The 25,132-nt window shown below is 69.2% G+C and carries 22 protein-coding genes and 1 pseudogene; 15 read left to right on the top strand and 8 right to left on the bottom strand.

The window, feature by feature from the left end:
- The first annotated feature begins 117 nt into the window (after positions 1 to 117).
- The 3 genes from OH804_RS05820 to OH804_RS05810 all read left to right on the top strand — a co-directional run bounded on the left by OH804_RS05820 (position 118) and on the right by OH804_RS05810 (position 1,441).
- Complete coding sequence (locus tag OH804_RS05820; protein WP_196924093.1) at positions 118 to 735, top strand: STAS domain-containing protein; 618 nt, start codon at positions 118 to 120, stop codon at positions 733 to 735.
- A gap of 67 nt (positions 736 to 802) precedes the next feature.
- The gene (locus tag OH804_RS05815; protein WP_196924094.1) at positions 803 to 1,078 is read left to right on the top strand and encodes a GlsB/YeaQ/YmgE family stress response membrane protein; all 276 of its coding nucleotides are present in this window, start codon (positions 803 to 805) and stop codon (positions 1,076 to 1,078) included.
- A 63-nt stretch (positions 1,079 to 1,141) separates the two neighbouring features.
- Positions 1,142 to 1,441 (top strand): BON domain-containing protein, encoded by a 300-nt coding sequence (locus OH804_RS05810; RefSeq protein WP_196924095.1) that lies wholly within the window; start codon positions 1,142 to 1,144, stop codon positions 1,439 to 1,441.
- 25 nt (positions 1,442 to 1,466) lie between these two features.
- Here OH804_RS05810 and OH804_RS05805 read toward each other — a convergent pair whose 3' ends face one another.
- A complete protein-coding gene (locus OH804_RS05805) occupies positions 1,467 to 2,780 on the bottom strand; it encodes a cation:proton antiporter (RefSeq protein ID WP_307788767.1) in 1,314 nt (437 codons plus the stop codon).
- Positions 2,781 to 3,051: 271 nt separating this feature from the next.
- Between OH804_RS05805 and OH804_RS05800 the strand changes: the two genes are divergently transcribed.
- Complete coding sequence (locus tag OH804_RS05800) at positions 3,052 to 3,549, top strand: MarR family winged helix-turn-helix transcriptional regulator (protein WP_372433054.1); 498 nt, start codon at positions 3,052 to 3,054, stop codon at positions 3,547 to 3,549.
- Positions 3,550 to 3,906: 357 nt separating this feature from the next.
- Positions 3,907 to 4,650 (top strand): ATP-binding protein, encoded by a 744-nt coding sequence (locus OH804_RS05795; RefSeq protein WP_406063318.1) that lies wholly within the window; start codon positions 3,907 to 3,909, stop codon positions 4,648 to 4,650.
- A 105-nt stretch (positions 4,651 to 4,755) separates the two neighbouring features.
- Here OH804_RS05795 and OH804_RS05790 read toward each other — a convergent pair whose 3' ends face one another.
- From OH804_RS05790 to OH804_RS05770, 5 genes are all read right to left on the bottom strand, one after another.
- Positions 4,756 to 5,034: a BON domain-containing protein gene (locus OH804_RS05790; RefSeq protein ID WP_196924098.1), complete on the bottom strand. Its 279-nt coding sequence runs from the start codon at positions 5,032 to 5,034 to the stop codon at positions 4,756 to 4,758.
- Positions 5,035 to 5,115: 81 nt separating this feature from the next.
- Positions 5,116 to 5,544 (bottom strand): PRC-barrel domain-containing protein, encoded by a 429-nt coding sequence (locus OH804_RS05785; RefSeq protein WP_196924099.1) that lies wholly within the window; start codon positions 5,542 to 5,544, stop codon positions 5,116 to 5,118.
- Between the two features lie 193 nt (positions 5,545 to 5,737).
- A complete protein-coding gene (locus tag OH804_RS05780; protein ID WP_196924100.1) occupies positions 5,738 to 6,616 on the bottom strand; it encodes a glycine betaine ABC transporter substrate-binding protein in 879 nt (292 codons plus the stop codon).
- Between the two features lie 86 nt (positions 6,617 to 6,702).
- Complete coding sequence (locus tag OH804_RS05775; protein WP_406063315.1) at positions 6,703 to 7,596, bottom strand: ABC transporter permease; 894 nt, start codon at positions 7,594 to 7,596, stop codon at positions 6,703 to 6,705.
- Complete coding sequence (locus OH804_RS05770; protein ID WP_406063313.1) at positions 7,593 to 8,840, bottom strand: glycine betaine/L-proline ABC transporter ATP-binding protein; 1,248 nt, start codon at positions 8,838 to 8,840, stop codon at positions 7,593 to 7,595. The genes OH804_RS05775 and OH804_RS05770 overlap by 4 nt, the downstream gene beginning before the upstream one ends.
- A gap of 550 nt (positions 8,841 to 9,390) precedes the next feature.
- Here OH804_RS05770 and OH804_RS05765 point away from each other — a divergent pair.
- Positions 9,391 to 11,370, top strand: coding sequence for an acyl-CoA dehydrogenase (locus tag OH804_RS05765; protein ID WP_196924102.1), 1,980 nt, complete (start codon positions 9,391 to 9,393; stop codon positions 11,368 to 11,370).
- 110 nt (positions 11,371 to 11,480) lie between these two features.
- Here the strand turns inward: OH804_RS05765 and OH804_RS05760 are convergent.
- A pseudogene (locus OH804_RS05760) lies at positions 11,481 to 11,795 on the bottom strand (ChaB family protein); the annotation flags it as partial.
- A gap of 454 nt (positions 11,796 to 12,249) precedes the next feature.
- Here OH804_RS05760 and OH804_RS05755 point away from each other — a divergent pair.
- From OH804_RS05755 to OH804_RS05740, 4 genes are all read left to right on the top strand, one after another.
- Positions 12,250 to 13,446 (top strand): DUF2254 domain-containing protein, encoded by a 1,197-nt coding sequence (locus OH804_RS05755; RefSeq protein ID WP_196924103.1) that lies wholly within the window; start codon positions 12,250 to 12,252, stop codon positions 13,444 to 13,446.
- Positions 13,447 to 13,911: 465 nt separating this feature from the next.
- Positions 13,912 to 14,175: a hypothetical protein gene (locus OH804_RS05750; RefSeq protein WP_406063311.1), complete on the top strand. Its 264-nt coding sequence runs from the start codon at positions 13,912 to 13,914 to the stop codon at positions 14,173 to 14,175.
- 332 nt (positions 14,176 to 14,507) lie between these two features.
- Positions 14,508 to 15,581: an aromatic acid exporter family protein gene (locus OH804_RS05745; protein WP_196924105.1), complete on the top strand. Its 1,074-nt coding sequence runs from the start codon at positions 14,508 to 14,510 to the stop codon at positions 15,579 to 15,581.
- 315 nt (positions 15,582 to 15,896) lie between these two features.
- A complete protein-coding gene (locus OH804_RS05740) occupies positions 15,897 to 16,577 on the top strand; it encodes a hypothetical protein (RefSeq protein WP_196924106.1) in 681 nt (226 codons plus the stop codon).
- A gap of 124 nt (positions 16,578 to 16,701) precedes the next feature.
- Here OH804_RS05740 and OH804_RS05735 read toward each other — a convergent pair whose 3' ends face one another.
- Positions 16,702 to 16,935, bottom strand: a complete 234-nt coding sequence (locus tag OH804_RS05735) for a hypothetical protein (protein ID WP_406063308.1) — start codon at positions 16,933 to 16,935, stop codon at positions 16,702 to 16,704.
- 168 nt (positions 16,936 to 17,103) lie between these two features.
- Here OH804_RS05735 and OH804_RS05730 point away from each other — a divergent pair, with 168 nt between their 5' ends.
- From OH804_RS05730 to adhE, 5 genes are all read left to right on the top strand, one after another.
- Entirely contained in the window at positions 17,104 to 18,330 is a 1,227-nt protein-coding gene (locus OH804_RS05730; RefSeq protein WP_406063306.1) for a sensor histidine kinase, read from the top strand.
- Entirely contained in the window at positions 18,318 to 18,974 is a 657-nt protein-coding gene (locus OH804_RS05725; protein WP_196924109.1) for a response regulator transcription factor, read from the top strand. The genes OH804_RS05730 and OH804_RS05725 overlap by 13 nt, the downstream gene beginning before the upstream one ends.
- Before the next feature lie 111 nt (positions 18,975 to 19,085).
- Positions 19,086 to 19,847, top strand: coding sequence for an ABC transporter ATP-binding protein (locus OH804_RS05720; protein WP_091404619.1), 762 nt, complete (start codon positions 19,086 to 19,088; stop codon positions 19,845 to 19,847).
- Complete coding sequence (locus tag OH804_RS05715) at positions 19,844 to 22,315, top strand: ABC transporter permease (protein ID WP_406063304.1); 2,472 nt, start codon at positions 19,844 to 19,846, stop codon at positions 22,313 to 22,315. Before OH804_RS05720 ends, OH804_RS05715 begins: the two co-directional genes overlap by 4 nt.
- Positions 22,316 to 22,471: 156 nt before the next feature.
- On the top strand, positions 22,472 to 25,126 hold the full coding sequence (gene adhE, locus OH804_RS05710) for a bifunctional acetaldehyde-CoA/alcohol dehydrogenase (protein WP_406063302.1): 2,655 nt from the start codon (positions 22,472 to 22,474) through the stop codon (positions 25,124 to 25,126).
- Positions 25,127 to 25,132: the final 6 nt, after the last annotated feature.

The following is a 25,132-nucleotide window of genomic DNA, read 5'->3' as shown; positions in this document are numbered from 1 at the left end:
GGCTCCCCTGCCCGCCATCGGGGAAACGTCACGCTCGAGAGCGGGCCTCCGCATCGCTCCGCACGATCGCCGTGTCCCACCCCGTCGGTAGACATGGCCCCAGGAAGGACCAGCAGAATGACAGTTGTCCCGGACGACCACCTGATGACCCTGATCTGCGACACCTGCGGCGACACCGTCAAGGCCACCGCGTGCGTGCTCCCCGATGCCGAGGTCGTCTGGACCCTGGTGTCCGAACAGGGCTGGAGCGGTTCCCCCTTCGCTACCGGCCCACACCGCTGCCCACACTGCAGCCTCCTGCCGCTCCCTGCTGGCGGCCACGCGTCGTGCGGCGACCACGGTCCTGGCGGCATCCTCGGCATCGACCACCTCGACGACGTGACCGTCGTCGCCGCGACAGGTGACGTCGATCTCGACACCGGGGACAACCTGCGCACCGCCCTGCGCCACGCGGCCGACATGGGCGGACATGTCGTGGTCGACTTGAGCCAGGTGCACCTCATCGACTCCACCGGCCTCGGGCACCTCGTCCGCGCCCACCGCGACGCCCGCGACCGCGGGGTCACGCTCTGCCTGGCCGCGCCGTCGCGGTTCATTCGCACCGTCCTGCACACGATGCGCCTGGACGGAGCCTTCCCCATCTTCGACAGCCGCGACGACGCCCTCGCCAAACTGTCTGAGGGTTCGGCGTCGGAGCGCCCAACCGCCATCGCCACTACCGCTGCCGGTTCCTGATCGAACCTCCTACACGGCCACCACCTGCTGGAGCACCCCCGTCTCGAAGAACGTCCGAGGAAAGCCCATGAGCATCGCTGGTCTCGTCACCGCGCTCCTCGTCGGCGTCGCTGCCGGCCTGCTCGGCAAGCTCATCATCCCAGGACGCCGGGAGGCCCCGGCCTGGCTGACCGTGTCCGTCGGGGTGGTCGCCGCGCTGGCGGGCACCATCGTCGCCCGTCTGGCGGGCATCGATACCAGCACCCTCAACCTCTTGGCCCTGATCATCCAGGTCGGGCTCGCCGGCAGCAGCGTCGTGCTCGTCGTCGCCACCGCCGGACTCGACCCATCCGACCCGCGATGAACCGGAAACGACGCAGCGCCGTCCCCGGTTCCCCCGGGCCTCGCCACAATCTAGGAGCTGACCGTGTACATGCCATGGCCGCTACCCGATGAGAACTGGTTCGCCGACACCTCGGACCAGCCCGAGCCCGACTGCGAGGACCTACGAATCGAGGCGCTGGTCGCGCAGCGACTGAGCATCGACTGGACCACGCGGCGTCAGCACATCATCGTCACCGTGCAGAACCGGGTCGTCATCCTCGCCGGCGTGGTCAGCGACGCGAACGCGCGGCAGGTCGCGGCGGAACTCGCCTACGACGTACCGGGCGTCTTCGACATCTGCAACACACTGCGGCTCAGCGGCCCGCGGCGAACCCACTGGTGACCAACGATCCGCTACCTGGGTTGTGCTACTCGGCATTCGGCTGCCTGTCGGTAGCCTCACTGTCGCTTCGCGTCGCGGTTGGCGCGGCAGCCTCCCAGGGGTCGCCGGCAGGCCGACGCGAGACCGCTTTCCTGCGGCGCAGCGGCCGCACTCGACGCAACGCGTGGTGCCAGTTGGGCGTGTCGCGGGTGTCGTCAAAAGCCTGCGCGATCACGACGTCGGTCGAGGAGTGCGCCAGGATCGAGATGACGATCGTCAACGCGACCAGGTGAAAGACCTCGTCGGCTGCGGCGATGCCGGATTCGATCACCAACAGGCCGTAGACGACCGAGGCGAAGCCCTTGGGCCCGAACCACATGGCAGCCGCCTGCTCCCGCAGGCTCAGCCCGGACCGCAGGAACGAGATCCACAGCGCGATCGGGCGGGCGACCACGATCGCCAGAACGGCGAAGACCCAACCGGTCCAGGAGATATCGCCGAGAAACTCCACCGAGATCAGGGCTCCGAACACCAGCAGCGCCCCCAGCTTGAGCAATTCGGCGACGTTCTCCCCGAAGTGCTCGAACGCCGCGCGTTCCCGGGGTCCGAAGGTCGCCACGGTGATGCCGGCGGCGAACGCAGCCAGGAACAGATTGCCGTGGGTGGCCTTCCCGAGCGCCAGTACCAGCAGCCCGATCGCAACCCCGTTCAGGGGCGCGTACGCCGCTGAGGCGGCGAAGAAGCGAGTTCGCTCCAGCGCGAGCGCCGCCAGCGGCACCAGCACCCCGATCGCCAGGCCGACGGCCAGTTCGGTGGTCAACTCGCCCAGGTGCAGGTTGTCGGAGCCGGCCGCGACCGCCAGCAGCACCACCACGAACGGCAGCGCTAATCCGTCGTTCACCCCGGACTCGACATTGAGGAGATGGCGCAGCCGCGTGGGCACCTTGTCGTTGCCGACCAACGCGGCCGCGAACACCGGATCCGTGGGCGCCAGGATCGCCCCGACCAGAAAGGCCTCCGGCCAGCCCAACCCGGCCACATAGTGCGCCAGCAATGCCGTCACCAGCAACGTCAGGGGCAGGCCCCAGCCCAACGCCCGACCGGGCAGCCGCCACGCGCTGCGCAGGTCCGCCCACCCCACGCGCATCCCGTCGGTGAACAGCACCGCGAACAGGGCCAACTCGGCCAACTGCGCCACGATCGGCGAGTCTGCCTGTAGGTGCAGCACCCCGGTGGTGCCCTCACCGAGAACGAACCCGGCGACCAGGAACAACGCCGCCGTGGACAGGATCGTCCGGTGCGCGAGCGCCGACACGAGCACGGCGGCGAGCAGGACAGCGGCGAAGCAGAGAAGCAGCACAGGAGCCTCCGGGGCGCAGCGTTCAACACGGTGCCGACCAGACTTCCCGGCGCTCCACGGATCCCGCAGATCATAACGCCCTGCCAACAATGCCGCCGTTGGAGAGCGTGACCGTACCGACCGGCGAGCGTTGACGGTCGTTGGTCATCGGACCACGTCATGGTCAACGCCCTACCGAGCGGGACCGTGTCACCGCGCGGTCGTGGTTACTCGCCTACCTCATGAGCCCGACGCCGAAGGCATCGGCACATGCAATCATTTTTCCGTGGAGATCCATGCGGAGAGTGACGTCGGGTCGACGGCCGGGGTTGAGGAACTGGTCGACGGACTTTCGGCCCTCAGCCGGGCCCTGGTGGGAATCACCGCTCGAGCCCTGGCGAGTCTGAATGTCGAGGTCACCCTCTCGCAGTACCGGACCCTGGTCATCCTCGCCTCCCGCGGTCCGCTCCGCACCGTGGACCTGGCCGCCGCGCTGCACGTGCACCCGTCCACAGCGACGAGGACCTGCAACCGGCTGGTGCGTCGGGACCTGGTGGCCCGGCACCACCGGCCGTCGGACCGACGAGTCGCTCTGCTGACTCTCACCGCGGCCGGCAAGACGCTGGTGGGCGACGTGATGCGACACCGGACCCAGGAGATCCGGCAACTCGTACGGACTGTCGGCAGCGAGCCCCAGACGACCGCCGAGCTGATCAACTCGCTGGTGATCGCGGCCGGCGAGCCCACGGAAGAACAGTGGTGGCACCACTGGGAGCAGATTGCGCGGTAGTCCCTGCCGCCTCCAAGCTGCGGCCGTCGCAGCCCTGCCTGCGGGCGATCCCTGCGGTTCTGGTCACGACCAGCAACGTTACTGTTGCCTCGAGCCCTATTACCTGCAACTGTGCACGCATCTTTCAGCGACGGCATGGACCGGGAAGGCGACGACATTCCTCGTGTTCACCATCCGGACCCCGGGTGACGGCCTTAGGCCACAGCCGATCTTCCCGGCCGAAGAACCGGGCACGGCGTCCTCGAGCCACCTCAGCGACGCCGTCGAGAGCGTCGCCGGTGCGGCGGGCACCCTCGGTCACCTCGGGAACAGACCGACCGGAACGAGCCACGGCTCGTCGGTCCGGGAACGGTGTCCGTGAAACGGATAACCTGGCGAATTCTCCGCGACTTCGAATTCGGCACTACCACCGTCACACTCACGGGCATCCTCACCCCGGACGAGGAACCACGCCTCGCCGACCTGCTGTTCGAAGGCGGTCTCGACGCCCCACTGGCGCTCATCGTCGATCTCAATGCCATCCCGCCCTCGAACGCGGCAACCGTCGCCGCCTTCCTTGGCAGATGGGCGAGTGACCGCCCGGACGGACCGGAGCTGGTGTTGTCCGTGGACACCCTGGCCCCCACGGGTCGGTTGCTACACGCCACCCTCGGCAATCGTCAGAGGCTCAGGCTAGCCGCCACCGGAGAATCCTTCCGATGCGAATCGTCCGACCCTCGCCGGGCCCATCTACGCCTGGCCGCCGACAATCAGTCACCCGCCGCCGGTCGCCGCTTGATCGCCCACCACTGCCGCAACTGGGGTATGCACTCGACGGCCGACCGGGCCATGGTGGTCGCCTCGGAGCTGATCAGCAATGCGGTCATGCATGCCGAAACCGAAGTCGACATCACGGTTGCCGCCCTGGCGAACGTGCTGAGGATCAGCGTCCGGGACCGCACGAAAGGAGTCCCGCGCCCGACTGTGGCGGCGGACTCGGATCAGCTGGCCGAAGGCGGCCGAGGCCTACCGATCATCAACGCCCTGGCGAACGACTGGGGCTTCTTTGCCTTCGGTGATGGCAAGACCGTCTGGGCTCAGATCGACAGCGAACGCCCGTAGGTAGGCCGAGGCGGCCGGTCCGTTCCTCTGTCATCAGACCAGCCGCCCCACCTGCATGTACTCGGCCAGGACACTCGTCGCCAGCGGTGTCCGCTGGACGACCCTTCATCGCTCCAACGGTCGTAGCCGGTTGTTGACGTCGTGCACTCCCGCAGTGCTCCAGGCGCGCGCGTGGGCCTCCCTGCTCACGTCGGCGCACGTGACCACGCCGTCCAGGATGACCACGCGGTTCTGCACTTCGATGCAGATGCGTTCGTGACGCAATCGGGGATCGCGCTGCATGCTCTCCAGCAGCCGGCAGGCCAGCTGGGCATCAGGAGAGGCGGGCTGGACCTGGATCAGGGACGGAAAATCGTCGGGCAGAAACCAGGGAACGTAGGTCATGACGTTTCCTCACAGGTGATTGGTGTTTCGGCGGCCGTGTCCAGCGGCCGAGACACCGGTCGGTCGCGGGCACCCGGAAACTCAGCGTCGGGTCGGGGGCACCGGGTACGGCGCAGCAACCCCACGCGGGCTGAAGAACGGCGCGTAGCCGTAATACCAGTACACGTCCTCGTAGTAGCCGGCCTCCTCGACGACCTCCGGGTCGTACGTTGGGGCCTGCTCGACCTTCTCCCGGGTCAGGTCGACCCGCACGGTGTCGTCGGTGACGTCACTGACCGCCTCGACGGGGAGGAAGGTGGCGGTGGCGCCGATGCCGAGAATTCCTCCGTGCTCGACGCGCAGGAACCGCACCTTGAGCTCCTCGCGATCGATCAGCAGGTCCTCGACCTTGCCCAGGTCGTCACCGTCGACGTCGAGGACCCGCCGGCCACGCACGTCCTGCTCGGCAGCAGCGATCGTCTGCCCGGAGTCACTGAGCTTGACCAGAATCGCCGTCGTGTCGTGTGGCATGAGCTGCTCCTTCCGTAGCGTCTGGTTCTTGTTCGCTACCCAAGGAACGGCCGGGACTAGACGACGAATCGATGACGGTTCCTGCCCACTTTCGTGACGGCTCGCCGTGCCCGTTCCTGACGGGTCGTCGAGCGACTGGCGGAGACGACGAGGGGCCCCGCCGAACCGGCGGGGCCCCTCGAGTCATGCGGCTTCAGGAGAGCGTGTTGAGATACTCCGGGTTGGCCTTCAGCCACTCCTCGACGGCCTTCTCCTCGTCGCCCTTGTGGGTGTTGAACATCAGGTCCTCCAGGGACGCGAGCTGCTCACCGTCCATCTTGAATTTCTTGAGCATTGCGGTGACCTCGGGGAAGTCCTTGCCGAAGCCGGTACGGGCGAGTGTGTTGATCTGCTCGGCCTGGCCGAGGGTGCCCTTCGGATCGGCGAGGTCCTTCAACTCGTACTTCGCGTAGGCCCAGTGCGGGTGCCAGAGGGTGACAACGATCGGCTTCTTGTCGGCGATCGCGCCGTCCAACGCGGCCAGCATCGCCGGGGTGGAGGAGGTCTTCAGCTTCAGCTTGCCGTCCAGGCCGTACTCGGGGATGACCTTCTCCTGGGTGGCCTTGGTCAGACCCGCACCCGGCTCGATGCCGATGATTTCCCCGTCGAAGCTTCCAGCCTTGCCGGCCAGGTCGGCCAGCGAGTTGATGCCCTCGACGTAGGTCGGCACGGCGATGCTCAGGCTGGCGTCGTCGTACCAGACGCCGAGCTTTTCCAGCTTGTCGCCGTACTTCTCCAGGTAGGAGGCGTGCGTCTGGGGTAGCCAGCTGTCCAGGAACAGGTCGATGTCGCCGTTGGCGAGACCGCCGTAGACGAGACCGGCCTCCAGGTTCTTGAGTTCAACCTCGTAGCCCTTGTCCTGCAGGATGTCCTGCCACAGGTGGGAGGCCGCGATCGCCTCGTCCCAGGCCATGTAACCGATGGTGATCTTCTTGCCGTTGTCGGACGCGTCGTCCTGCTCGCCGCAGGCGGCAGCGCCACCGAGGGCCAGGGCGGCGGTCACCGTGAGCGCGAGGGCGCGCTTCAGTGTCATGAACAAAGGGGTTGTCCTTCCTCTTTCGGGTATGCCGACGGACCCCGCGTACGCGGGAAAGGGGATTGCCGGCGGAGAGCGAGGGGTCAGGCGGCCTGCCGCGCGAGGCGTTGCGCCCGGGCGGACGGAAAGCGGTCGCCCGCCGAGTCGGTGAGGCGGTCGAGTACCACGGCGAGGATCACGACGGCGATCCCACCTTCGAAGCCGCTGCCCACCTCAACCTGGGACAACGCGAACATGATCACGTCGCCGAGGCCGCCGGCGCCCACCATGCCGGCGATCACCACCATGGACAGGGCCAGCATGATGACCTGATTGACACCGGTCATGATCGTGGGCAGTGCCAGTGGCAGCTTGGTCCGCAGCAGCACCATCCACGGTGGCGCGCCGAAGGACTCAGCCGCCTGGACGATTTCCTTGTCGACCTGACGCAGACCCAGCTCGGTCAGGCGGACGCCGGGCGGCATGCTGAAGACCAGGGTGGCGAGCACGCCCGGCACGGTGCCGATGCCGAAGAAGAAGATCGCCGGAATGAGGTAGACGAACGCGGGCATGGTCTGCATCAGGTCCAGCACCGGCCGGGCCACCGCGGAGGCCCGCTTGTTCTCGGCGACGAGCACACCCAGCGGGATAGCCATCAGCAACGCCAGGGTGCTGGCCACCAGCACCTGCGCGAGCGTGCTCATGGTCTCCTCCCAGTACGGCATTCCGGCCACCAGGCCGAGGCCGACCGCGGTACCGAGGGCGAACTTCCACCCGCGCAGCCAGCAGCCGAGCCCGGCGAGCACCAGCACGACCACTACCGCCGGTACGCCGGTGAGCAGGTCGTTGAGCGGTCGCACCAACGCCTCGACCACGGCGGCGACACCGTCGAAGAACGGGCCGAGGGTGCCGGTGGCCCAGTCGACGGCGGACTCGGTCCAGGCGCCCAGCGGCACCCGGGGCAGCCAACTGTCGAGCGGCGACTTCGTCAGGCTCATGCCGGCTCTCCCTTCGTTCCGACGAGTTCCACCTGGTCCTGTTCCTGCGTCGGCTCGTCCGGGGTCGCGGCGGCCAGCGCACTGAGCAGGGTGATCCGGGGGATCACCCCGATCAGCCGATCGCGCTCGTCGAGGACGGCAACCGGGTGCTGACTTTCCGCGCAGTCGGCGAAGAGGTCGGCCACCGAGGTGTCCGCGGTGACCGTGCGGACCCGCTCGGTCGATACGTAACCGTCGAGGTGGGGGCGGCCCTCGCGGAGCGCCCGCAACACCTCGTCCTCGGTGACCGTGCCGAGGAACTTCTTCATCGGACCGGTCACGTAGACCACCGAGGTCTGGCTTTCCCGCAACGCCTTGACGGCGACCCGGGGGCCGGCGTTGACGTCCAGCACCTGCTGGGGCTTCTCCATCACCGACGCGGCGGTGAGGATCCGGGTCCGGTCGACGTCGGCGACGAACTGCGCCACGTAGTCGTTGGCCGGGTCGGTCAGGATCTCCTCGGCGGTGCCGATCTGAACGATCCGACCGTCCCGCATCACCGCGATACGGTCGCCGAGCCGCATGGCCTCGTTCAGGTCGTGCGTGATGAAGATGATCGTCTTGCCGAGTTCGGCCTGAAGCTCCAGGAGCTGGTCCTGAATCTCCCGGCGGATCAGCGGGTCCAGCGCCGAGAACGCCTCGTCCATCAGCAGGATCTCGGTTCCGGCCGCGAGCGCGCGGGCCAACCCGACTCGCTGCCGCATGCCGCCGGAAAGGTCGTGGGGCAGGTTGTCCGCCCACTCCGTCAGGCCCACCATGCGCAGCGCGTCCATGGCTCGCTCACGTCGCTCGGCCTTGGGCAGCCCGGCAACCTCCAGCGCGTACCCGGCGTTCTCCAGCACCGTCCGATGCGGCATGAGCGCGAAATGCTGGAACACCATGCTGATCTTCTCGCGACGCAGCTTGCGCAGCGCCGCCGGCTTGAGCGTGGTCAACTCGACCCCATCGACCCGCACGCTTCCCCTGGTGGGCTGCAGCAGGCCGTTGAGCATCCGGATCAGGGTCGACTTTCCGGAACCGGAGAGGCCCATGACGACGAAGATCTCGCCGGGGCGTACCTCGAAGTTCGCATCGATCACCGCGGCCGTGGCGGGCAGCCCGGCGAGCGCCTCGGCGCGAGGCTTGCCGTCCGCCAGGCGTCGTACCGCTTCGTCAGCCCGGCTGCCGAAAATCTTGTACAGCGACTGCACTATGAGCGCGGACACGCTCCCCCTCTCGACGGAAACCGGCTGGTGTATCGCATCACCGGCGCCATCTTCGCGTCTCTTCGTCGATATCAACATCGATCACAATCCGCGGGTCACATAGGCCCGGCGGCGAAACCTACCGACGCCCTCGCCACAAATCCAGTCGGCTCCGCAGGGTTGTGGATATGCACACAAAAATTCGCGAGTACCGGCGGCGACTGGTCGTCCGGCAGATGTTGCGCAACCCACCACCCCTCAGCGGTCAGACCCGGCAGGATTGGCACAGCCTGCGCCGATCGTCCCGCTGGAACACCTCCCACCAGTGGGTCGACGCCCGACCGGAAGAGCAGCTCCAGAATTTGTTGGGGTTGATAGAAAACTGTCACACAACTGTCATATTCCATATTCAGCCAACACCCCCGAATCGTCGTGACAAGCGATCGGGCAGGCGCGGGGTCACGTGATCAGTGCGCCCTCTCACCGCGGTCTCCCTTAGCGACTCACCGAGGCGTCGGTATTCTTGATCGGGCACTGCCGACACCATTGCCCGTCAGCTGAGGGGGGAACCATGCTCGACCACATCGACCTCGCTCGCCTGCGCGAAGTGCTCGACGGACCGTGGGCCACGGTGCGCAATGCGCACCGGGAGCACCTCGACGAGCGCTTCCTCCCGGTGTACGGCGAGACCGGTGACCAGGCACGGGAGCGGATCACCCGGTTGCTCACCGAGCTTCCCGTCGAGCTGGGTATGGCGTCGGCCTTCCCCACCGAGTACGGCGGCAGCTCCGACGTGGGCGGCTCGATCATCGCCAGCGAGATGCTGGCGCAGGTCGACCTGTCGCTGATGGTCAAGGCGGGCGTGCAGTGGGGCCTGTTCGGCGGTGCGGTCGCGGCCCTCGGCACCCGACGGCACCACGACGCCTATCTCCGGGACATCATCTCGGGGACGATCTTCGGCTGCTTCGCCATGACCGAGACCGGGCACGGCTCCGATGTCCAGCAGCTGCGCACCACCTGCACGTACGACCCGCAGACGCAGACCTTCGACCTGCACACCCCGCACGAGGCGGCCCGCAAGGACTACATCGGCAACGCCGCCCGCGACGGACGGATGGCGGTCGTCTTCGCACAGTTGATCACAAACGGTCAGCGGCATGGCGTACACGCGTTGTTGGTGCCGATCCGCGACGCGCAGGGCCACCCGCTGCCCGGCGTGAGCATCGGCGACGCCGGGCCCAAGGCCGGCCTGCTCGGCGTGGACAACGGGCGGCTCAGCTTCGACCACGTGACGGTGCCGCGGGACATGCTGCTGGACCGCTACGGTCAGGTCGCGCCGGACGGGACATACTCCAGCCCGATCGAGAACGACTCCCGGCGCTTCTTCACCATGCTCGGCACCCTGGTCCGCGGCCGGGTGAGCGTGGGCGGCGCGGCGTCTGCGGCCACCAAGTCGGCGCTGACCATCGCGGTGCGCTACGGCGACATCCGCCGGCAGTTCGGCACGCCCGACGCGGGTCGGGAGGTGCTGCTCAACGACTACCTGGCTCACCAGCGCAAGCTGCTGCCGGCCCTGGCCACCACGTACGCGCTGCACTTCGCCCAAGCCGAGTTGGTGGCCGCTTTGAACGAGGTGCAGGGCGGCGACGGGCCGGTCGACGAACACCGGCAGCGCGAGCTGGAGTCCCGGGCAGCCGGGCTCAAGGCCGCGCAGACCTGGCATGCGACGCGCACCATCCAGATGTGCCGGGAGGCGTGCGGCGGCGCCGGCTACCTGGCCGAGAACCGGCTACCCAGCCTCAAGGCCGACACCGACGTCTTCACTACCTTCGAGGGCGACAACACGGTGCTGTTGCAACTGGTGGCGAAGGGGTTGCTCACCGGCTACCGGGACGAGTTCGGTTCGCTGGACGGCTGGGGGCGCGCCTCCTTCGTCGCCGAGCAGGTCCGCGAGATGGTGCTCGAGCGAACCGCCGCACGCTCGCTCATTGAGCGGCTGATCAGCGCCGTGCCCGGCCGTGACGACGAGGTCGCCGTCACCGACCGCGGTTGGCAGCTCAAGGTCTTCGAGGACCGCGAGAGGCATCTCCTCGACGGCGCGGTCCGCCGGCTGCGCAACGGTGCGGCCGCGAAGGCGAGTCACCCCTTCGACATCTTCAACGACGTGCAGGACCATGTCCTCGCCGTCGCCGCGGCGCACATCGACCGGATTACCCTGGAGGCGTTCGTCGCCGGGATCGAGGACACCGCCGACCCTGCAGTTCGAGCGCTGCTGTCCCGGGTCTGTGACCTGTACGCGCTCAGCGTCATCGAGACCAACAAGGGCTGGTTCCTGGAACACGGCCGACTCACGCCGGCCCGCTCCAAGGCGATCACCAGCGTCGTGAATGGCCTGCTCAAAGAGTTGCGCCCGCATCTGCGCACGCTCGTGGACGGTTTCGCCGTCCCGGACACGTGGTTGCACTGCGCAATCCTGCGAGAGGAACCCGGCCGGCAGGACGCCATGACCGCCCATGACGCTGCTGGCGATTGGCAGGTGGTACCAGCGTAGGAGGTCCACCCGGCCGCAGAGGTCGACCCGGCGGAAACTGCCCCATCACCGCCGGAGGCCGGCCGCACCGATTCTCCGGTCGCCGCCGCGCCGAGTGGTGGCGGGTCGTCGATGCCCACCCGGCGGGCCACATCGTCGAGATGGCCCTTGCTGGCGTTGGCGTCCACGCCCTGCGCCGTCGGTCGCCCGCGGTCGCGCGAGGCCGGCGTGCCCTGTTCCGCCTGCGGGTCGGAGGGCCCCTTGTGTTCCTTGGGTTCCCAGTGGTCCCCGACCTTTTCATGGGTGTGCTTCAACGACGCGTACGCCGTGCGGTGCGCCCTTTCCCCGTCGCCGTAGCTGTCCTCGGCGGACTCCAGGGTCTCCTTGTACGTGCGAACCGCCTTGTCGTCAGACCTGGCGATGGTCGAGGGCACGTTCTCGCGCATCTGCACTGCCTGCTCATGCTTGTCCGGCACGGCGTCCTCCCCTGGTATGACGAGCTACCTGCGCCAGCCCGATACGGCCCAGAAACACGGCGGCCACGGGTACCCCAGGAGCGCCACGCAACACTGGCCGCGCCCGGTTTCCGCTGTCTCGTCGCTGATCCACCTCGCCGCACAGTCCTCGGGCGAAGGCTGGCACCACCCGCACCCTGTCTGCGGACTCCACCACGTCGAGCAGCCGGCGGAGCACGTCGGTTAGCTGGTCGCGCAGGGTCACGCAGGTGACTCGAGCAGATCCGAAGGGTCGTTGAGCCACATGTACCGGTCATACCCCGTCGAGCGCCGCGTCCGCACCCGGTGGACGGCACGTTCGTCGTCGTCCAGCAGCACGACGGACGAACCGTGATTCAGTTCCCGACAACGTGTGGGCACGGACGCAGTGGGCACACCGCAAGGGATGACGGGCACTCCGCACACGGTGAAATCCCGGCTGACGGCCCTGCGGACCAGCTTCTGGCCCGTCCCAGCGGCGTGCGCGGCGGGAGCCATCCTGCTGGCGATCGGCCTGTCCGTGCTGGAGCTGCGGGTCGGTCTGCCCTTCGGCAACGTCCTGCCCAGCGGTCTGGCCGGCGCCCGGTCCCTGTTGTCGTCGATCATCACCGCGATGATCTCGTTCACCGCGCTCGTCTTCTCGATCACGGTGGTCGCCCTGCAACTGGCCAGCAGCCAGTACTCGCCACGAGTGCTGCGCACCTTCCTGCAGGACCGGGTGACCCAGTTCGCCCTGGGCACCTTCCTGGCCACGGCACTGTTCGCCATGGTGGTGCTCGCCGCGCTGCCCGACCTGTCCAGCGCCCGACTGCCGGAGCTGTCCCTCGCCGTCGCGATGATCCTCGTGCTGGTCAGCAGTGGATTGTTCCTCTACTACCTGCACCACATCACGTCGATCATGCGGGTGTCGCACATCGTCGCCGCCATCGGCGCACAAACGCGCCGCAGCATCGACGAGCACGTTCCCCGCACATCAGCGCAGGAGACAACGGTACGACTGCCACCGCCCGTCAGCGTGGTCACCGCGCCAGGACCCGGTCTGGTCGACGACATCGACCTGGGCAGCCTCGCCCGACTCGCCCGAGCCCACGCCTGCGCCTTCTCGGTCTTGCCCACGCCGGGTGATTTCGTCGTCGCCGGGCAGCCGCTCGTGACAGTGCACGCCACCGAGGCGGCGCCGCCACCACCTGTGCCCGAAGCACGGGTACGCGCCGCGGTGACCCTGGCGGTGGAACGACAGGCAGGTCAGGACGTGGGTTTCGGGTTTCGCCAGCTCGCCGACATCGCCGAACGGGCCCTCTCCCCCGGTCTCAACGACACCACGACCGCAATACGAGCCATCCAGGAGGCGCACGACCTGCTGCGTCGTCTCGCCGCACGGCTCCAGCATCCATGGCTCGTACGCGACGACGACGGCACGCTCCGGGTCCATGCGACACCGCAGAGCTTCGACAGCTTCCTCGCGGTCGCGATCGACGACGTACGCCGGGCCGGCCGCGACCAACCCCGTGTCGCCCGGCTGCTGGACGCCGTGCTCGCAGATCTGCGAACCGTGGCGCTGCCGGAGCACCTGCCGGACATCCTCCGCCGCCTGAACCCGTGACCACTGCAATGGTGCCCGCGTCAATGCCGCGGGAAGGCCTCGGCGAAACCCGGCGTGCCGGCCGCTCAATCCCCCGGACGGTGTTGACCACGGGTGTACCAGTCGAGCAGGCATCGCGGTCACGCCGTGCACGAGGATGCTCAGGACCCGGGCTGATTCGGACCAAACCCCTGCTGAACACCTCGCCGTGGAAGTGGTCGAGAGTGTCATACGACCGTCATGGTTCTGCCGTCGTACCGCCACATCTCAGGGAACTTCCTTGATATGGAACGGGACAGGGAGGCGGAACCGCGTATGAACAGGTGGCGTGACCGGATGCGGCCGGCATTGGCAGCTCTCGCACCGGTGGTCCTACTCGCCGTGGCCTGCACTCACCCGGATACGACTCCAGAACCCCGCCCTGATCCCGAAGCGGCGACCCAGGCAGGCACTGTCGCCCGGGCCGAGGTGGGCGATCGCCTCACCGTGACCGCCACCGTGGAGCAGGTCATCACCGAAAACGCGTTCGTCGTCCGCGACGCGGATCTAACCGACGGGACCCTGCTCGTGCTGTCGACAGGTCACTCCGCGCCGGCTCCGCCGCAGTTGGTCACCGTGGTGGGCACGGTGGTCCCGTTCTTGCACCGCGACCTATCCGGTCGCTACCACCTCGGGTCTGCGGGACCGTACCGGACCTTCGAAGGCGGCCGGGCACTTGCCGCACAGGAGGTGACGGTCTGGGACCGATAACCTCGGCTACAGAGGTGATTAGCGCGGACGTTATGGCAAATTCGTCGGCGGTATGGGTGGCTGCACCATGGTCGGCCCCACTACGGGATGCCAGTCTCGTCGTACCCTCGGCAGGCACGGAAGTGGTTCCGCCCCGCCTGCTGGCGCCGCACCTACCGACGGCCGGTGGCCTGGTTCGGGAGGCCACGTGACGGGTAGTCCGCCACGTGGCCGCTTCCCGATCCGAATCCGGTGATCAGGCGCCGCTCGTCGCGGTGGGTAGCCGCATCCGGAGCTTGGCGGCCGGCACCCGACGGCAGGGAAGCCGAGCGGGTCGGCTACGTCGGCGCCAAATGGAAATCATCGGGCTGATCGCGGTGCAGGCCGGACTCGCGGCAGCGCTCGCCTGGTGGCTGGCACACGACCTGTTGGGAAACCCAAACCCCGTCTTCGCCCCGACAGCGGCGGTCGGCACCATCGCGGCGGCGATCGGCCAGCGGACACGGCGCACCCTCGAACTGCTGCTCGGAGTGGGGCTCGGCATCGCCATCGGCGACGGACTGGTCCTCCTCATCGGCACCGGGGCATGGCAGACAGGCATCATCGTCACCCTCGCCATCGCCGTCGCCCTCGGCCTCGTGGGCCGAGGCGGCACCGTGGTCAGTCAGGTGGGCGGCACCGCGGTGCTGATCGCCACGCTCTCCTCCAGCCAACGGAATCTGGAACTACCCCGGGTCGTCGACGCGGTCACCGGCAGCGTGGTCGGCCTGGTCGTGGTGGCGTTGCTGCTGCCCCTGAACCCCATGCGCGTCCTCCACCGCGCAGCCGCGCCGGTCTTCGACGCCCTTGCCGCGTACCTGCGTGACATCGAGACCGCGATGCGCACCAGCGACCCGGACCGCGCGACACGCGCACTGAACGGACTACGCGCCATGGGACCGGACCTGGAACGACTCCGCGAAGCCCTCAGCGGCGCCGAAGAGGTGGTGACTGTCGCACCGGCCCGGTGGCACTGGCGGCGCCACGTCGAACGCTACGACCGAGGTGTCAACTACCTGGTTCGAGTCATCGACGACAGCAGAGCGCTGGCCCGACGGTCAGCCACGATGATCCAGTATCAGGAAAAGCTGCCCCACCACCTTCCCGACGCCGTCGCCGCCCTGGCCGAGGCCATTCGCCAGTTGCACCGGGAGACACGAGCCGACAAACCCCACGACCGGACCCGACGCCACGCCCTGCGGGCCGCTGACGCGGCCGGCCGGGCCACAGCCACCGGTTTGCAGAACTTCGGTGTCACCACCGCCACGCAAGTCCGGGTGACCGCCAGCGACCTGCTCAGGGCAACCGGCTGCTCGGCGGACGAGGCGAACCGGCAGGTCCGGCAGACCGCACGTCACGCGGAACAGGCGACATCCCCGGAAGGATGATCATCGCCGAAGGCTCAGGCCAAACGCTGATGGTCACTCCCGCGTCGATTGCACCGTTCACGTTCGACGAAAGCGCAGCGGTCTTCCTCACCAACCTGTTCCGGGCCAACTACGGCATCGGGGCCGCATCGGCATCGCCGCAACCATCCCGCCCAGACACTCGGCCTCCCACTGCTGGCTGCGCTGTTCGGACCCCCTGCCTCCACCTCCTGCCCTGACGCGAGCGTCCCCGTGCCGATTCGCCCGCCCTCGCGAGTCGACAGTCCCGACGGGAGTGGCCGTTTTCGGACCAGGCTGCGGGTAGGCTGCGGCAGGGTGATCGATGATCCCGGCCGGCGACCACGTGAGGACGACGCCCGCCTCAACGGCCTCGCCCACCGGCTCGACAAGCCAATGGGCGTCCTCGGGCTGCTCTTCCTGCTGCTCGTCCTCGCGCAGGCGCTCGTTCACGACGGACCGCTCAGCACCGGACTCACCGTCACCAGCTGGGTCCTGTGGGCGGTCTTCGTCGCCGAGTTCACGCTCCGCGCCTGGCTGGCCCGCCACCAGGCACGCGAGTTCTGGAAACACAACTGGTGGCAACTGATCTTCCTGGCCGTGCCGTTCCTGCGCTTCCTGCGCGCGGCGAGCGCACTGCGAGCCGCCCGCGGTGGCGGCGTCGTCGCCGCCGCCGTACGCGGGTCCCGCTCCGCCGGCCGGCTGCTCACCGACCGGCTGGCCTGGCTCGCCGCGGTGACCGTCACCGTCATCCTCGCGGCCGGGCAACTGCTTGTGGTCACCCGCTCCTACCCCGGCCTCGCCCAGGCCCTACACGACGCGGCCCTCACCACCATCACCGGCGAACCGCTGCGCGCCGACGACACATTCGCGCAGATCCTGGAGCTCGCGCTCGCCGCGTACTCCGTCGCGGTGTTCGGCACCCTCGCAGGCGCGGTCGGTGCGTTCTTCCTCAGCCGGGAGCGCGCCGAGAACGAGCGCCGTCAACCGAGCGAGTAGCGCCCGCCCGCCCTCAGATCGACCACACCCCCAGCGGACCTACCCGTGCGGACCGACGGACCCGAACGGACCGGGCGCCCCGTGGCGAGGCTGATCGAGCGCGACGGGGGTGAGGTTCGTGTTCCTACGACTCTCGGGCGCGGTTACGGCGGTGGTGGACGATCAACGCGACCGCGCAGAGCACGGCCACCAGGCCGAACGCCGAGCTGATCCACTGGTTGTCCGCCGCGGTCGACAGCACCACGTTGGCCGCGGCGCTGACGAAGAGCACCAGCCACAGCAGCGGGCGTAGCAGGCCGCCGCCCGGCTTCTTCGGTGCGTCGACCGGGGTCTCGGTGATGCGGTACGGATCGGTCATGACTACCTCCTTCAGTGAACGTTTCTCGACGCCGTCAACGCTAGGCGGGTGGCGCGGCGGGGACGATCCCGTCAGCTCGACGACAGTGGTACAGCAGGCTGTACCTTCCGCGCCGGGCGTTGTCGGGCGGGGCCCGCGGTGGCCTATGTTGGCGTGGGAGGTGGGTCGATGGCGTACGTGCGGGCCCGGGTTCGCGCCTCGGTCGACGCCCTGGAGCATCTCGCCGGAGGGCTGGGCACCGCCGCGCTGGCGCTGGGCGCGCTGCTCTGGGCGGCGATCGTGGCGGTGACCTGCCTGGGCGGGGTGGGGCTGCTGGCGGCGCCCGGTGCGTTGCGGGCGGTGCGCTCGGTGGCCGACCGCGAGCGGGCCCGGCTGTCCCGCTGGGGTGAGCCGATCCTCACGCCGGGGCCGGTGCCGGCCGGGTTGCGGACGGCGACGCGTGATCCCTTCGTGCGCCGGGAGCTCGGCTGGGTCGCGCTGTACTCGCTCATCGGCCTGGTGACCGGGCTGGTCGGCCTCGTGCTGCCACTCTCTGCCGTGCAGTACGTCACGTTCCCGCTGTGGTACGAGTTGCTCCCTGCCGACGCCGGCGGGCCGGGGATCGTCTGGTGGCGCATCGACGGTTTGTCCGAGGCACTCGCGGTCGGGGTGCTCGGGGTGGGCTGGCTGGCCGCCGCGATCTGGTTCAGCCCGGTCCTGGCCCGTCTTCAGGCATGGCCGGGCCGGTTGCTGCTGCCTCCGCCGCCGGGTGTCGACCTGTCGCTGCGGGTGGCCGAGCTGACCGCCACCCGCGCTGCGGCGCTTGACGCCCACGCCGTCGAACTGCGCCGGATCGAGCGTTCGTTGCACGACGGCACCCAGAACCGGTTGGTCGCGGTCAACGTGTTGCTGGGCGCCGCGCGGCGGGCCGCGCGCCGTAATTTGGACCGCGCCGACGAGATCCTCGGGCAGGCGCAGGACGCTGCGGAACAGGCACTCGGCGAGCTGCGTACGGTGGTGCGCGGGATCCTGCCGCCCGTGCTGGACGACCGGGGTCTCGCCGGCGCGCTGGCGGGCCTGGCCGGCAGCTGCGTGGTGCCCTGCCGACTTGAGGTGGACGTGGCTGTGCGGTGCGCGGCCTCGGTCGAGGCCACCGCGTACTTCGTGGTGGCCGAGGCGCTGACCAACGTCGTCCGGCACAGCGGTGCGAGCCAGGTGGACGTGGCCGTGCGCCGCGAGCGCGGCCGACTGCTGGTGTCCATTATGGACGACGGGCACGGCGACGCGGACGAGACACGTGGCTCAGGGCTCACCGGTATCCGCCGACGGGTCGAGGCGTACGACGGACGGATGACACTGACGAGCCCTCCGGGCGGGCCGACGAGAATGGACGTGGAGCTGCCATGCGGATCGTGATCGCCGAGGACGACCCGCTGCTGCGTGAGGGGTTGGCTCTGCTGCTGCGGGCCGAGGATCTGGACGTGGTCGCCACAGCCGGTACTCCGGGCGAGTTCCTGGTCGCCGTCGACGACCATGCTCCGGACGTCGCGATCGTGGACGTACGGATGCCGCCGACCCACACCGACGAGGGCATCGTGGCCGCGGTGGAGGCCCGGCGGCGCCGCCCCGGCCTCGCGGTGCTGGTCCTGTCGGCGTACGTGGAGCAGGCGTTCGCCACCGACCTGTTCTCGGTCGGCGCCGCCGGGCTCGGTTATCTGTTGAAGGAGCGGGTGGGCCGGGTCGAGGAGTTCCTCGCCGCGCTGCACCGCGTCGCTGACGGCGGCAGCGTGATCGACCCGGAGGTGGTGGCGCAGTTGCTCGCCCGCAACCGCCGGACGGACACGGCGCTGAGCGAGCTGTCGCCGCGTGAGCGTGAGGTGCTGGGGCTGATGGCCGAAGGGCTTGGCAACAGCGCGATCGCCGAGCGGCTGTTCGTCACCGACGGCGCGGTGCACAAGCACATCCGCAGCATCTTCTCGAAGCTTCAGCTTCCACCGGACGACCAGGCCGACCGCCGGGTCACCGCGGTACTGCGCTACCTGAACGGTGGTCGGCGGTAGCGCCTGCTGTACCCGGACCTGGCAGCCCGCGGGATGGTCGCCGTTCTCCCACGTCAATAGCGTTTCTGGTGCGCGCAGTTCTTGCCGATGACACGGAGAGAGGCCACCAGAATGCCGGATTATCCGGGACAGACCATCGAACCGGCGGTACGCGTCGAACACCTCACCCGGGTGTACGGCGCCGGCCGTAACCAGGTGACTGCGCTCGCGGGCATCGATGTCGGCTTCGACCGGGGCACCTTCACCGCGGTGATGGGACCCTCGGGCTCCGGCAAGAGCACGCTGCTGCAGACTGCGGCCGGGCTCGACCGGCCCACCTCCGGTCGGGTGGTCATCGGAGGCACCGACCTGTCCGGGCTGTCCGAGACCCGCCTGACCGAGCTGCGTCGTACCCGGATCGGGTTCGTCTTCCAGGCATTCAACCTGATCGGCGCGCTCACCGTCGAGGAGAACATCGTGCTGCCCCTGCGCCTGGCCGGCGTCCGTCCGGACCGGGCCTGGCTGACCCAGGTGGTCGAGCGGGTCGGCCTCACCGACCGACTGCACCACCGGCCGGCCGCGCTCTCCGGCGGCCAGCAGCAGCGGGTGGCGATCGCCCGGGCGCTGGCCACCCGCCCCGAGGTGATCTTCTCAGACGAGCCCACCGGCGCCCTCGACTCGCGGACCGCGGCGGAGGTGCTGACGCTGCTTCGCGCGGTCGTGGACGAACACGGGCTGACCGTGGTGATGGTGACCCACGATCCGATCGCCGCGTCGTACGCGGACCGCGTGCTCGTGTTGGCCGACGGTGCGATAGTCGCCGACCTTCCGCAGCTCGGAGCCGCCGGTATCGCCGAGCACCTGGCTTCGCTGGATCGGCGGGTCCTCCGATGATCGGCCTCGCCGCCCGCCTGCTGCGGCACCGCGCCGGCCCGGCCGCCGCGACCCTGCTGGCCCTGATCGCCGGCGTGCTGATCCTGGTGGCGATGGGCACGCTCGTCGAGTCCGGGCTGCGTTTCCGCCCGGAGCCACGGCTCTGGGCAACGGCCGACGTGGTCGTCGCCAACCGCACGGTCAGCCACACGTTCAAAGAGTTCGGCGGCGACACCACCACGAGCACCGTCACGCTGCCCGAGGGCGGCACTGTGGACGCGGCCCTTGTGGAGCAGATCCGCCAGGTGCCGGGCGTCGCGGCCGTCACCGGCGACGAAGGGCTGCTGATCGGCTCACCCGCTGCCGTGGGACACGGCTGGGACACGTACGCCTTCACCGGTCGTCCCATCGCCGCGGGTGCCGCGCCACGGGCCGACGACGAGGTGCTTGTCGACACCCGTCTCGGCGTGGCACCGGGCGACCGCATCGACCTGGTCGTCGGCGGGGTCAGCCGGTCGTACCGGGTGAGCGGAACCGCCGAGACCGGTTCGGCGGCGGTGTTCTTCAGCGACGCGCAGGCCGCCCGGTTGTCCGCCCACCCGGGCCGGGTGGATGCGATCGGCGTGCGGATGGTGCCCGGCGCCGACCTCGGCGCGGTACGCGAGATCGCGTCGGCGGCCGGCGCCACGACGTACGCCGGGAAAGACCGTGGGAACGTCGAGCAGTCGGAGGACCAGGCCGCCCAGACGTTGCTGATCGAGGTCGGATCGGTTTTCGGGGGGTACGTCGTCCTGCTGATCGTCTTCGTGGTGGCCGGCACCATCGGGCTGTCCGTCCGGCACCGTCGACGTGACCTGGCGTTACTGCGCGCGGTCGCGGCCACGCCGGGGCAGGTGCGTCGCATGCTTGTCGCCGAGGCCACGCTGCTCGCCCTGCTCGGCTCTGCGATCGGCGGCCCGGCCGGCCTGCTGGCGGCCCGTTGGGTGCACGGCGAGCTGGTCGGACGGGGGTTCGTGCCGGCCAGCTTCCCGATGGCCGACGGCCTGTTCGCGGTGCCGGCCGCGGTCCTCGTGGCGGTCCTCGTGGCGGTGCTCGCCGCGGTGCTCGCGGCACGCCGGGTCACCGGGATCAAGCCGATCGAGGCGCTCGGCGAGATCGCTGTCGAGCCTCGGCGTAGCGGCCGGGTGCGGCTGATCGCCGGCGTGCTGACGCTGGCGGCGGCCGGCGCCTCCGGGGCGTTCACGCTCGGTGCCGCCGGGTCGACCGGGGCACTGGCCGGCGCGGTCGGCATGCTGTACCTGTTCGTCATCGCTGTGGCGCTGCTCGCACCGAGGATCAACGCGTACGCGGCACGTCTGCTCACACCGTTGTTGCCGCGGATGTGGCGGGTCAGCGGCTACCTGGCCGCAGCCAACCTGCGGGCCAACGCGCAGGGCATGGCGACCGTCCTGACCGCCCTTGTGCTGTCAGTGGGGTTCGGCGGCTCGGTGTGGTTCCTGCAGAACAACCTGGAACGGCAGACCACCACGCAGAGCAGCGCGGGAACGCTCGCCGAGCGGGTGCTTGTCGCTCCGGGTGGGCTGCCGAAGGACGCGGCGCGGGAGATCCGTGAGTTGCCCGGGGTGCAGGCGGCCACCGGTGTGCACCGTACGCAGGTGGTGGTGCGGGCGCTCGGCGGAATCGAGCCGGTCAGCGCGCAGTCGGTCGACCCGGCGGGCATCACGTCGACGATGGACCTCGCCGTGCGCGAGGGCAACCTGGCCGAGCTGCGCGCCGGCACTGTCGCCCTGTCGGCGATGCAGGCGTCCTCGTCCGGCTGGGACGTCGGCGACCAGGCGCAACTCTGGCTGGGCGACGGCACCCCTGTCACGTTGGACGTCATCGCGATCTACGGCCGTGGCCTCGGCTTCGGCGACGTCACGCTGGCCGCCGAGACGGTCGCCGGGCACACGGCCGGGGGCACCGACGACGAGATCCTGGTCAGCGCCGGCCCGGACGCCGACACCGCGTTGGCCACCTGGTCGGCTGGGCATCCGGGCACCGAGGTTCTCGACGCCGCCACCCGTACGCGCCTGATCAGCACCGACATGGCGTTCGGCGCCTGGCTGAACCGGCTGCTGATCGGCGTGATGGTGGGGTACGCGGCGCTGGCGGCGGCCACCACGATGGTGCTGGCCGCGCTGGCCCGCCGCCGCGAGCTGGCGTTGCTACAACTGGTCGGGGTCACCCGCCGTCAGATCCGGAGGATGGTCCAGGCCGAACAGGCCGGGCTGCTCGGCACCGCGGTGCTGATCGGCGTGACGATCGCGGCGCTGACCCTGAGCGCGATCGTCAACGGACTGACCGGCAGCCCGATCCCGTACGTCCCGCCGCTCGGTTGGGTGGCGGTGCTCGGCGGCACGACACTGCTGGCGTTGGCAACGACCGTGTGGCCCGTCCGACGCCTGCTCGGCGCTCCTCCGATCGACAACATCGGTGTGAAGGAGTAGGCGTAGCCCACCTGCTGCACCAGTCGCCGTGCACGGTGGCGGTGGTCCGGGAAATCCCGCAGGCCTGAACTCTGGTTTGAACGCTGGACCGCCCCGGCCGGCCGGGGCGGTCCACCGTCAACCAGACGGGCGGCCGCCCGGTACGAGCGCGGGCCGGTGGTCCCGTCCTCGCGGGCCCATCGGCCGTGCCGCTACCGATCGACGGAGACCTACGTTCGAGAGGAAGGACCAACGGAGGGCAGAAGCATGATCGAGACCTTGGTTGAGAACGGTCTCAAGGCGTTGGCCGACTACGACTCCTACGACCAGAAACAGGTCGACGAGATCGTGAAGAAGGCGTCGGTGGCCGCGCTCAGCCGGCACGCCGCACTCGCGATGCTGGCGGTCGAGGAGACCGGCCGCGGCGTGTTCGAGGACAAGGCGGCGAAAAACATCTTCGCCTGCGAGCACGTCACCAACCACATGGCCGACATCCGCACCGTCGGGGTGATCGCCCGGGACGACATCGCGGGAATCACTCAGATCGCCGAGCCGGTCGGGGTGGTGGCCGCGGTGACGCCGGTGACCAACCCGACCTCGACCACCATCTTCAAGGCTCTGCTGGCCCTCAAGACCCGTAACCCGGTGATCTTCGCCTTCCATCCGGCGGCGCAACGCTGCAGCCAGGAGGCCGCCCGCACGGTCCGTGATGCCGCCGTCGCCGCCGGCGCGCCGGAGCACTGCGTCCAGTGGATCGAGGCGCCGTCGGTGGCCGCGACGAACGAATTGATGCAGCATCCCGGTGTCTCGGTGGTCCTGGCGACCGGCGGCAACACCATGGTCCGAGCCGCCTATTCCACCGGCAAACCGGCGCTCGGCGTCGGCGCCGGCAATGTCCCGGCGTACCTGGAGGCTTCGGCCGACGTGGCCCGCGCTGTCAACGACGTGGTGCTGTCCAAGTCGTTCGACAACGGCATGATCTGCGCCTCCGAGCAGGCCGTCATCATCGACGACGCGATCCAGTCCGCCGCCCTCGCCGAGTTCCGGCGACTGCACGCCCACGTCGCGACGCCACAGGAGAAGACGCTGCTGGAGACGCTGCTTTTCGGCTCCGGAAAACTCAACCCGGACGTGGTCGGGCAGTCAGCGACCTGGATCGCCGAACACGCCGGTTTCCCGGTCGCCCCGGACACCTCGATCATCCTGACCCCGGTCGACCAGGTCGGCCCGGCCGAGCCGCTGACCCGGGAGAAGCTCTGCCCGGTGCTCGCCCTGCTGTCGGCCACCGGTCACGACCAGGCCTTCGCGTACGCCGAGCAGATGGTCGAGCTCGACGGTCTGGGCCACAGCGCCGTCATCCACACGCAGGACGCAGATCTGGCCGAGGCGTACGGCCGTCGGGTCAAGGCCGTCCGGATCATCTGGAACGCACCGGCCTCGCAGGGCGGCATCGGTGACATGTACAACGCCTTCCTGCCGTCGCTGACGCTGGGCTGCGGCAGCTACGGCCACAATTCGGTGTCGCACAACGTCACCGCGGTCGACCTGATCAACATCAAGCGGGTTGCCCGGCGTACGAACAATCTGCAGTGGTTCAAGGTTCCGCCGAAGATCTACTTCGAGCCGAACGCGATCCGTTACCTCGCCGACATGTCCGACGTACACCGGGTCACGGTGGTCACCGACCACACGATGACCAAGCTGGGGTACGTGGACCGCGTGCTGTCCGTGCTGCACCGCCGCCGCGAGCAGGTGGCTCTGCAGATCATCGACGACGTCGAGCCGGAGCCCAGCGTGCGCACTGTCGACCGCGGCGCCGAGTTGATGCGCTCGTTTCGGCCGGACACCATCATCGCGCTCGGCGGGGGCTCGGCGATGGATGCCGCCAAGGTGATGTGGCTGCGCTACGAACACCCCGAGGTGGTCTTCGCCGATCTGCGGGAGAAGTTCTTCGACATCCGCAAACGCGCCTTCAAATTCCCCACCCTCGGCACGCTGGCCCAACTCGTCTGCGTTCCGACCACCTCCGGCACCGGGGCCGAGGTCACCCCGTTCGCCGTCATCACCGACACCGCGTCGGGCAAGAAGTACCCGCTCGCCGACTACGCTCTCACGCCGAGTGTGGCGATCGTCGACCCGGTGCTGGCCGCCGACCTGCCGGCGGTGGTCACCGCGGACAGCGGCTTCGACGCGCTCACCCACGCGATCGAGTCGTATGTGTCGGTCTACGCCAGCGACTTCACCGACGGGCTGGCCCTGCACGCCATCCGGCTCATCTTCGGCAACCTGGCCCGGGCCGTGCACCACGGCGCGGCAGACCCGCAGGCCCGCGAGAAGATGCACAACGCCGGAACGATCGCCGGCATGGCGTTCGGCAGCGCCTTCCTCGGCATCGTGCATGCCATGTCGCACACCCTGGGCGCCACCTTCCACGTCGCGCACGGACGCACCAACGCGATCCTGCTCCCGCACGTCATCCGCTACAACGGCGCCGTGCCGAGCAAGCTCACCAGCTGGCCCAAGTACGAGAGCTACCGGGCGCCGCAACGCTTCGCCGACATCGCCCGCACCCTCGGGCTGCCCGCGGCGACCGACGCCGAGGCGGTCGAAGCTCTGGCCACGGCGATCGAGAGGCTGCGCGACGAGGTCGGCATCGAACCCTCGTTCGCGGCCGTCGGGGTGGACGAACAGGCCTTCCTCGCGGCGTTGCCGCAGCAGGCGCTCAACGCGTACGAGGACCAGTGCGCGCCGGCCAATCCCCGGATGCCGATGCTCGCCGACATGCAGGAACTGATGCGCGCCGCGTACCACGGATCGGCGACCGCCGGCTGAGTAGAC

The organism is Micromonospora sp. NBC_00860 (assembly GCF_045207375.1).
GTDB lineage: Bacteria > Actinomycetota > Actinomycetes > Mycobacteriales > Micromonosporaceae > Micromonospora > Micromonospora vinacea.
The sequence above is the reverse complement of the archived record's forward strand: the minus strand, read 5'-3'. Positions and strand labels throughout refer to the sequence as shown.

Bases quoted from the DNA above. Each gene is read 5' to 3' on its own strand.
- OH804_RS05775 (WP_406063315.1), bottom strand. From the start codon at position 7,596: ATGAGCCTGACGAAGTCGCCGCTCGACAGTTGGCTGCCCCGGGTGCCG.
- OH804_RS05785 (WP_196924099.1), bottom strand. From the start codon at position 5,544: ATGCCACACGACACGACGGCGATTCTGGTCAAGCTCAGTGACTCCGGG.
- OH804_RS05715 (WP_406063304.1), top strand. From the start codon at position 19,844: ATGATCGGCCTCGCCGCCCGCCTGCTGCGGCACCGCGCCGGCCCGGCC.
- OH804_RS05820 (WP_196924093.1), top strand. From the start codon at position 118: ATGACAGTTGTCCCGGACGACCACCTGATGACCCTGATCTGCGACACC.
- OH804_RS05790 (WP_196924098.1), bottom strand. From the start codon at position 5,034: ATGACCTACGTTCCCTGGTTTCTGCCCGACGATTTTCCGTCCCTGATC.
- OH804_RS05720 (WP_091404619.1), top strand. From the start codon at position 19,086: ATGCCGGATTATCCGGGACAGACCATCGAACCGGCGGTACGCGTCGAA.
- OH804_RS05780 (WP_196924100.1), bottom strand. From the start codon at position 6,616: ATGACACTGAAGCGCGCCCTCGCGCTCACGGTGACCGCCGCCCTGGCC.
- OH804_RS05730 (WP_406063306.1), top strand. From the start codon at position 17,104: ATGGCGTACGTGCGGGCCCGGGTTCGCGCCTCGGTCGACGCCCTGGAG.
- OH804_RS05735 (WP_406063308.1), bottom strand. From the start codon at position 16,935: ATGACCGATCCGTACCGCATCACCGAGACCCCGGTCGACGCACCGAAG.
- OH804_RS05755 (WP_196924103.1), top strand. From the start codon at position 12,250: ATGACGGGCACTCCGCACACGGTGAAATCCCGGCTGACGGCCCTGCGG.
- OH804_RS05725 (WP_196924109.1), top strand. From the start codon at position 18,318: ATGCGGATCGTGATCGCCGAGGACGACCCGCTGCTGCGTGAGGGGTTG.
- OH804_RS05815 (WP_196924094.1), top strand. From the start codon at position 803: ATGAGCATCGCTGGTCTCGTCACCGCGCTCCTCGTCGGCGTCGCTGCC.
- OH804_RS05745 (WP_196924105.1), top strand. From the start codon at position 14,508: ATGGAAATCATCGGGCTGATCGCGGTGCAGGCCGGACTCGCGGCAGCG.
- OH804_RS05765 (WP_196924102.1), top strand. From the start codon at position 9,391: ATGCTCGACCACATCGACCTCGCTCGCCTGCGCGAAGTGCTCGACGGA.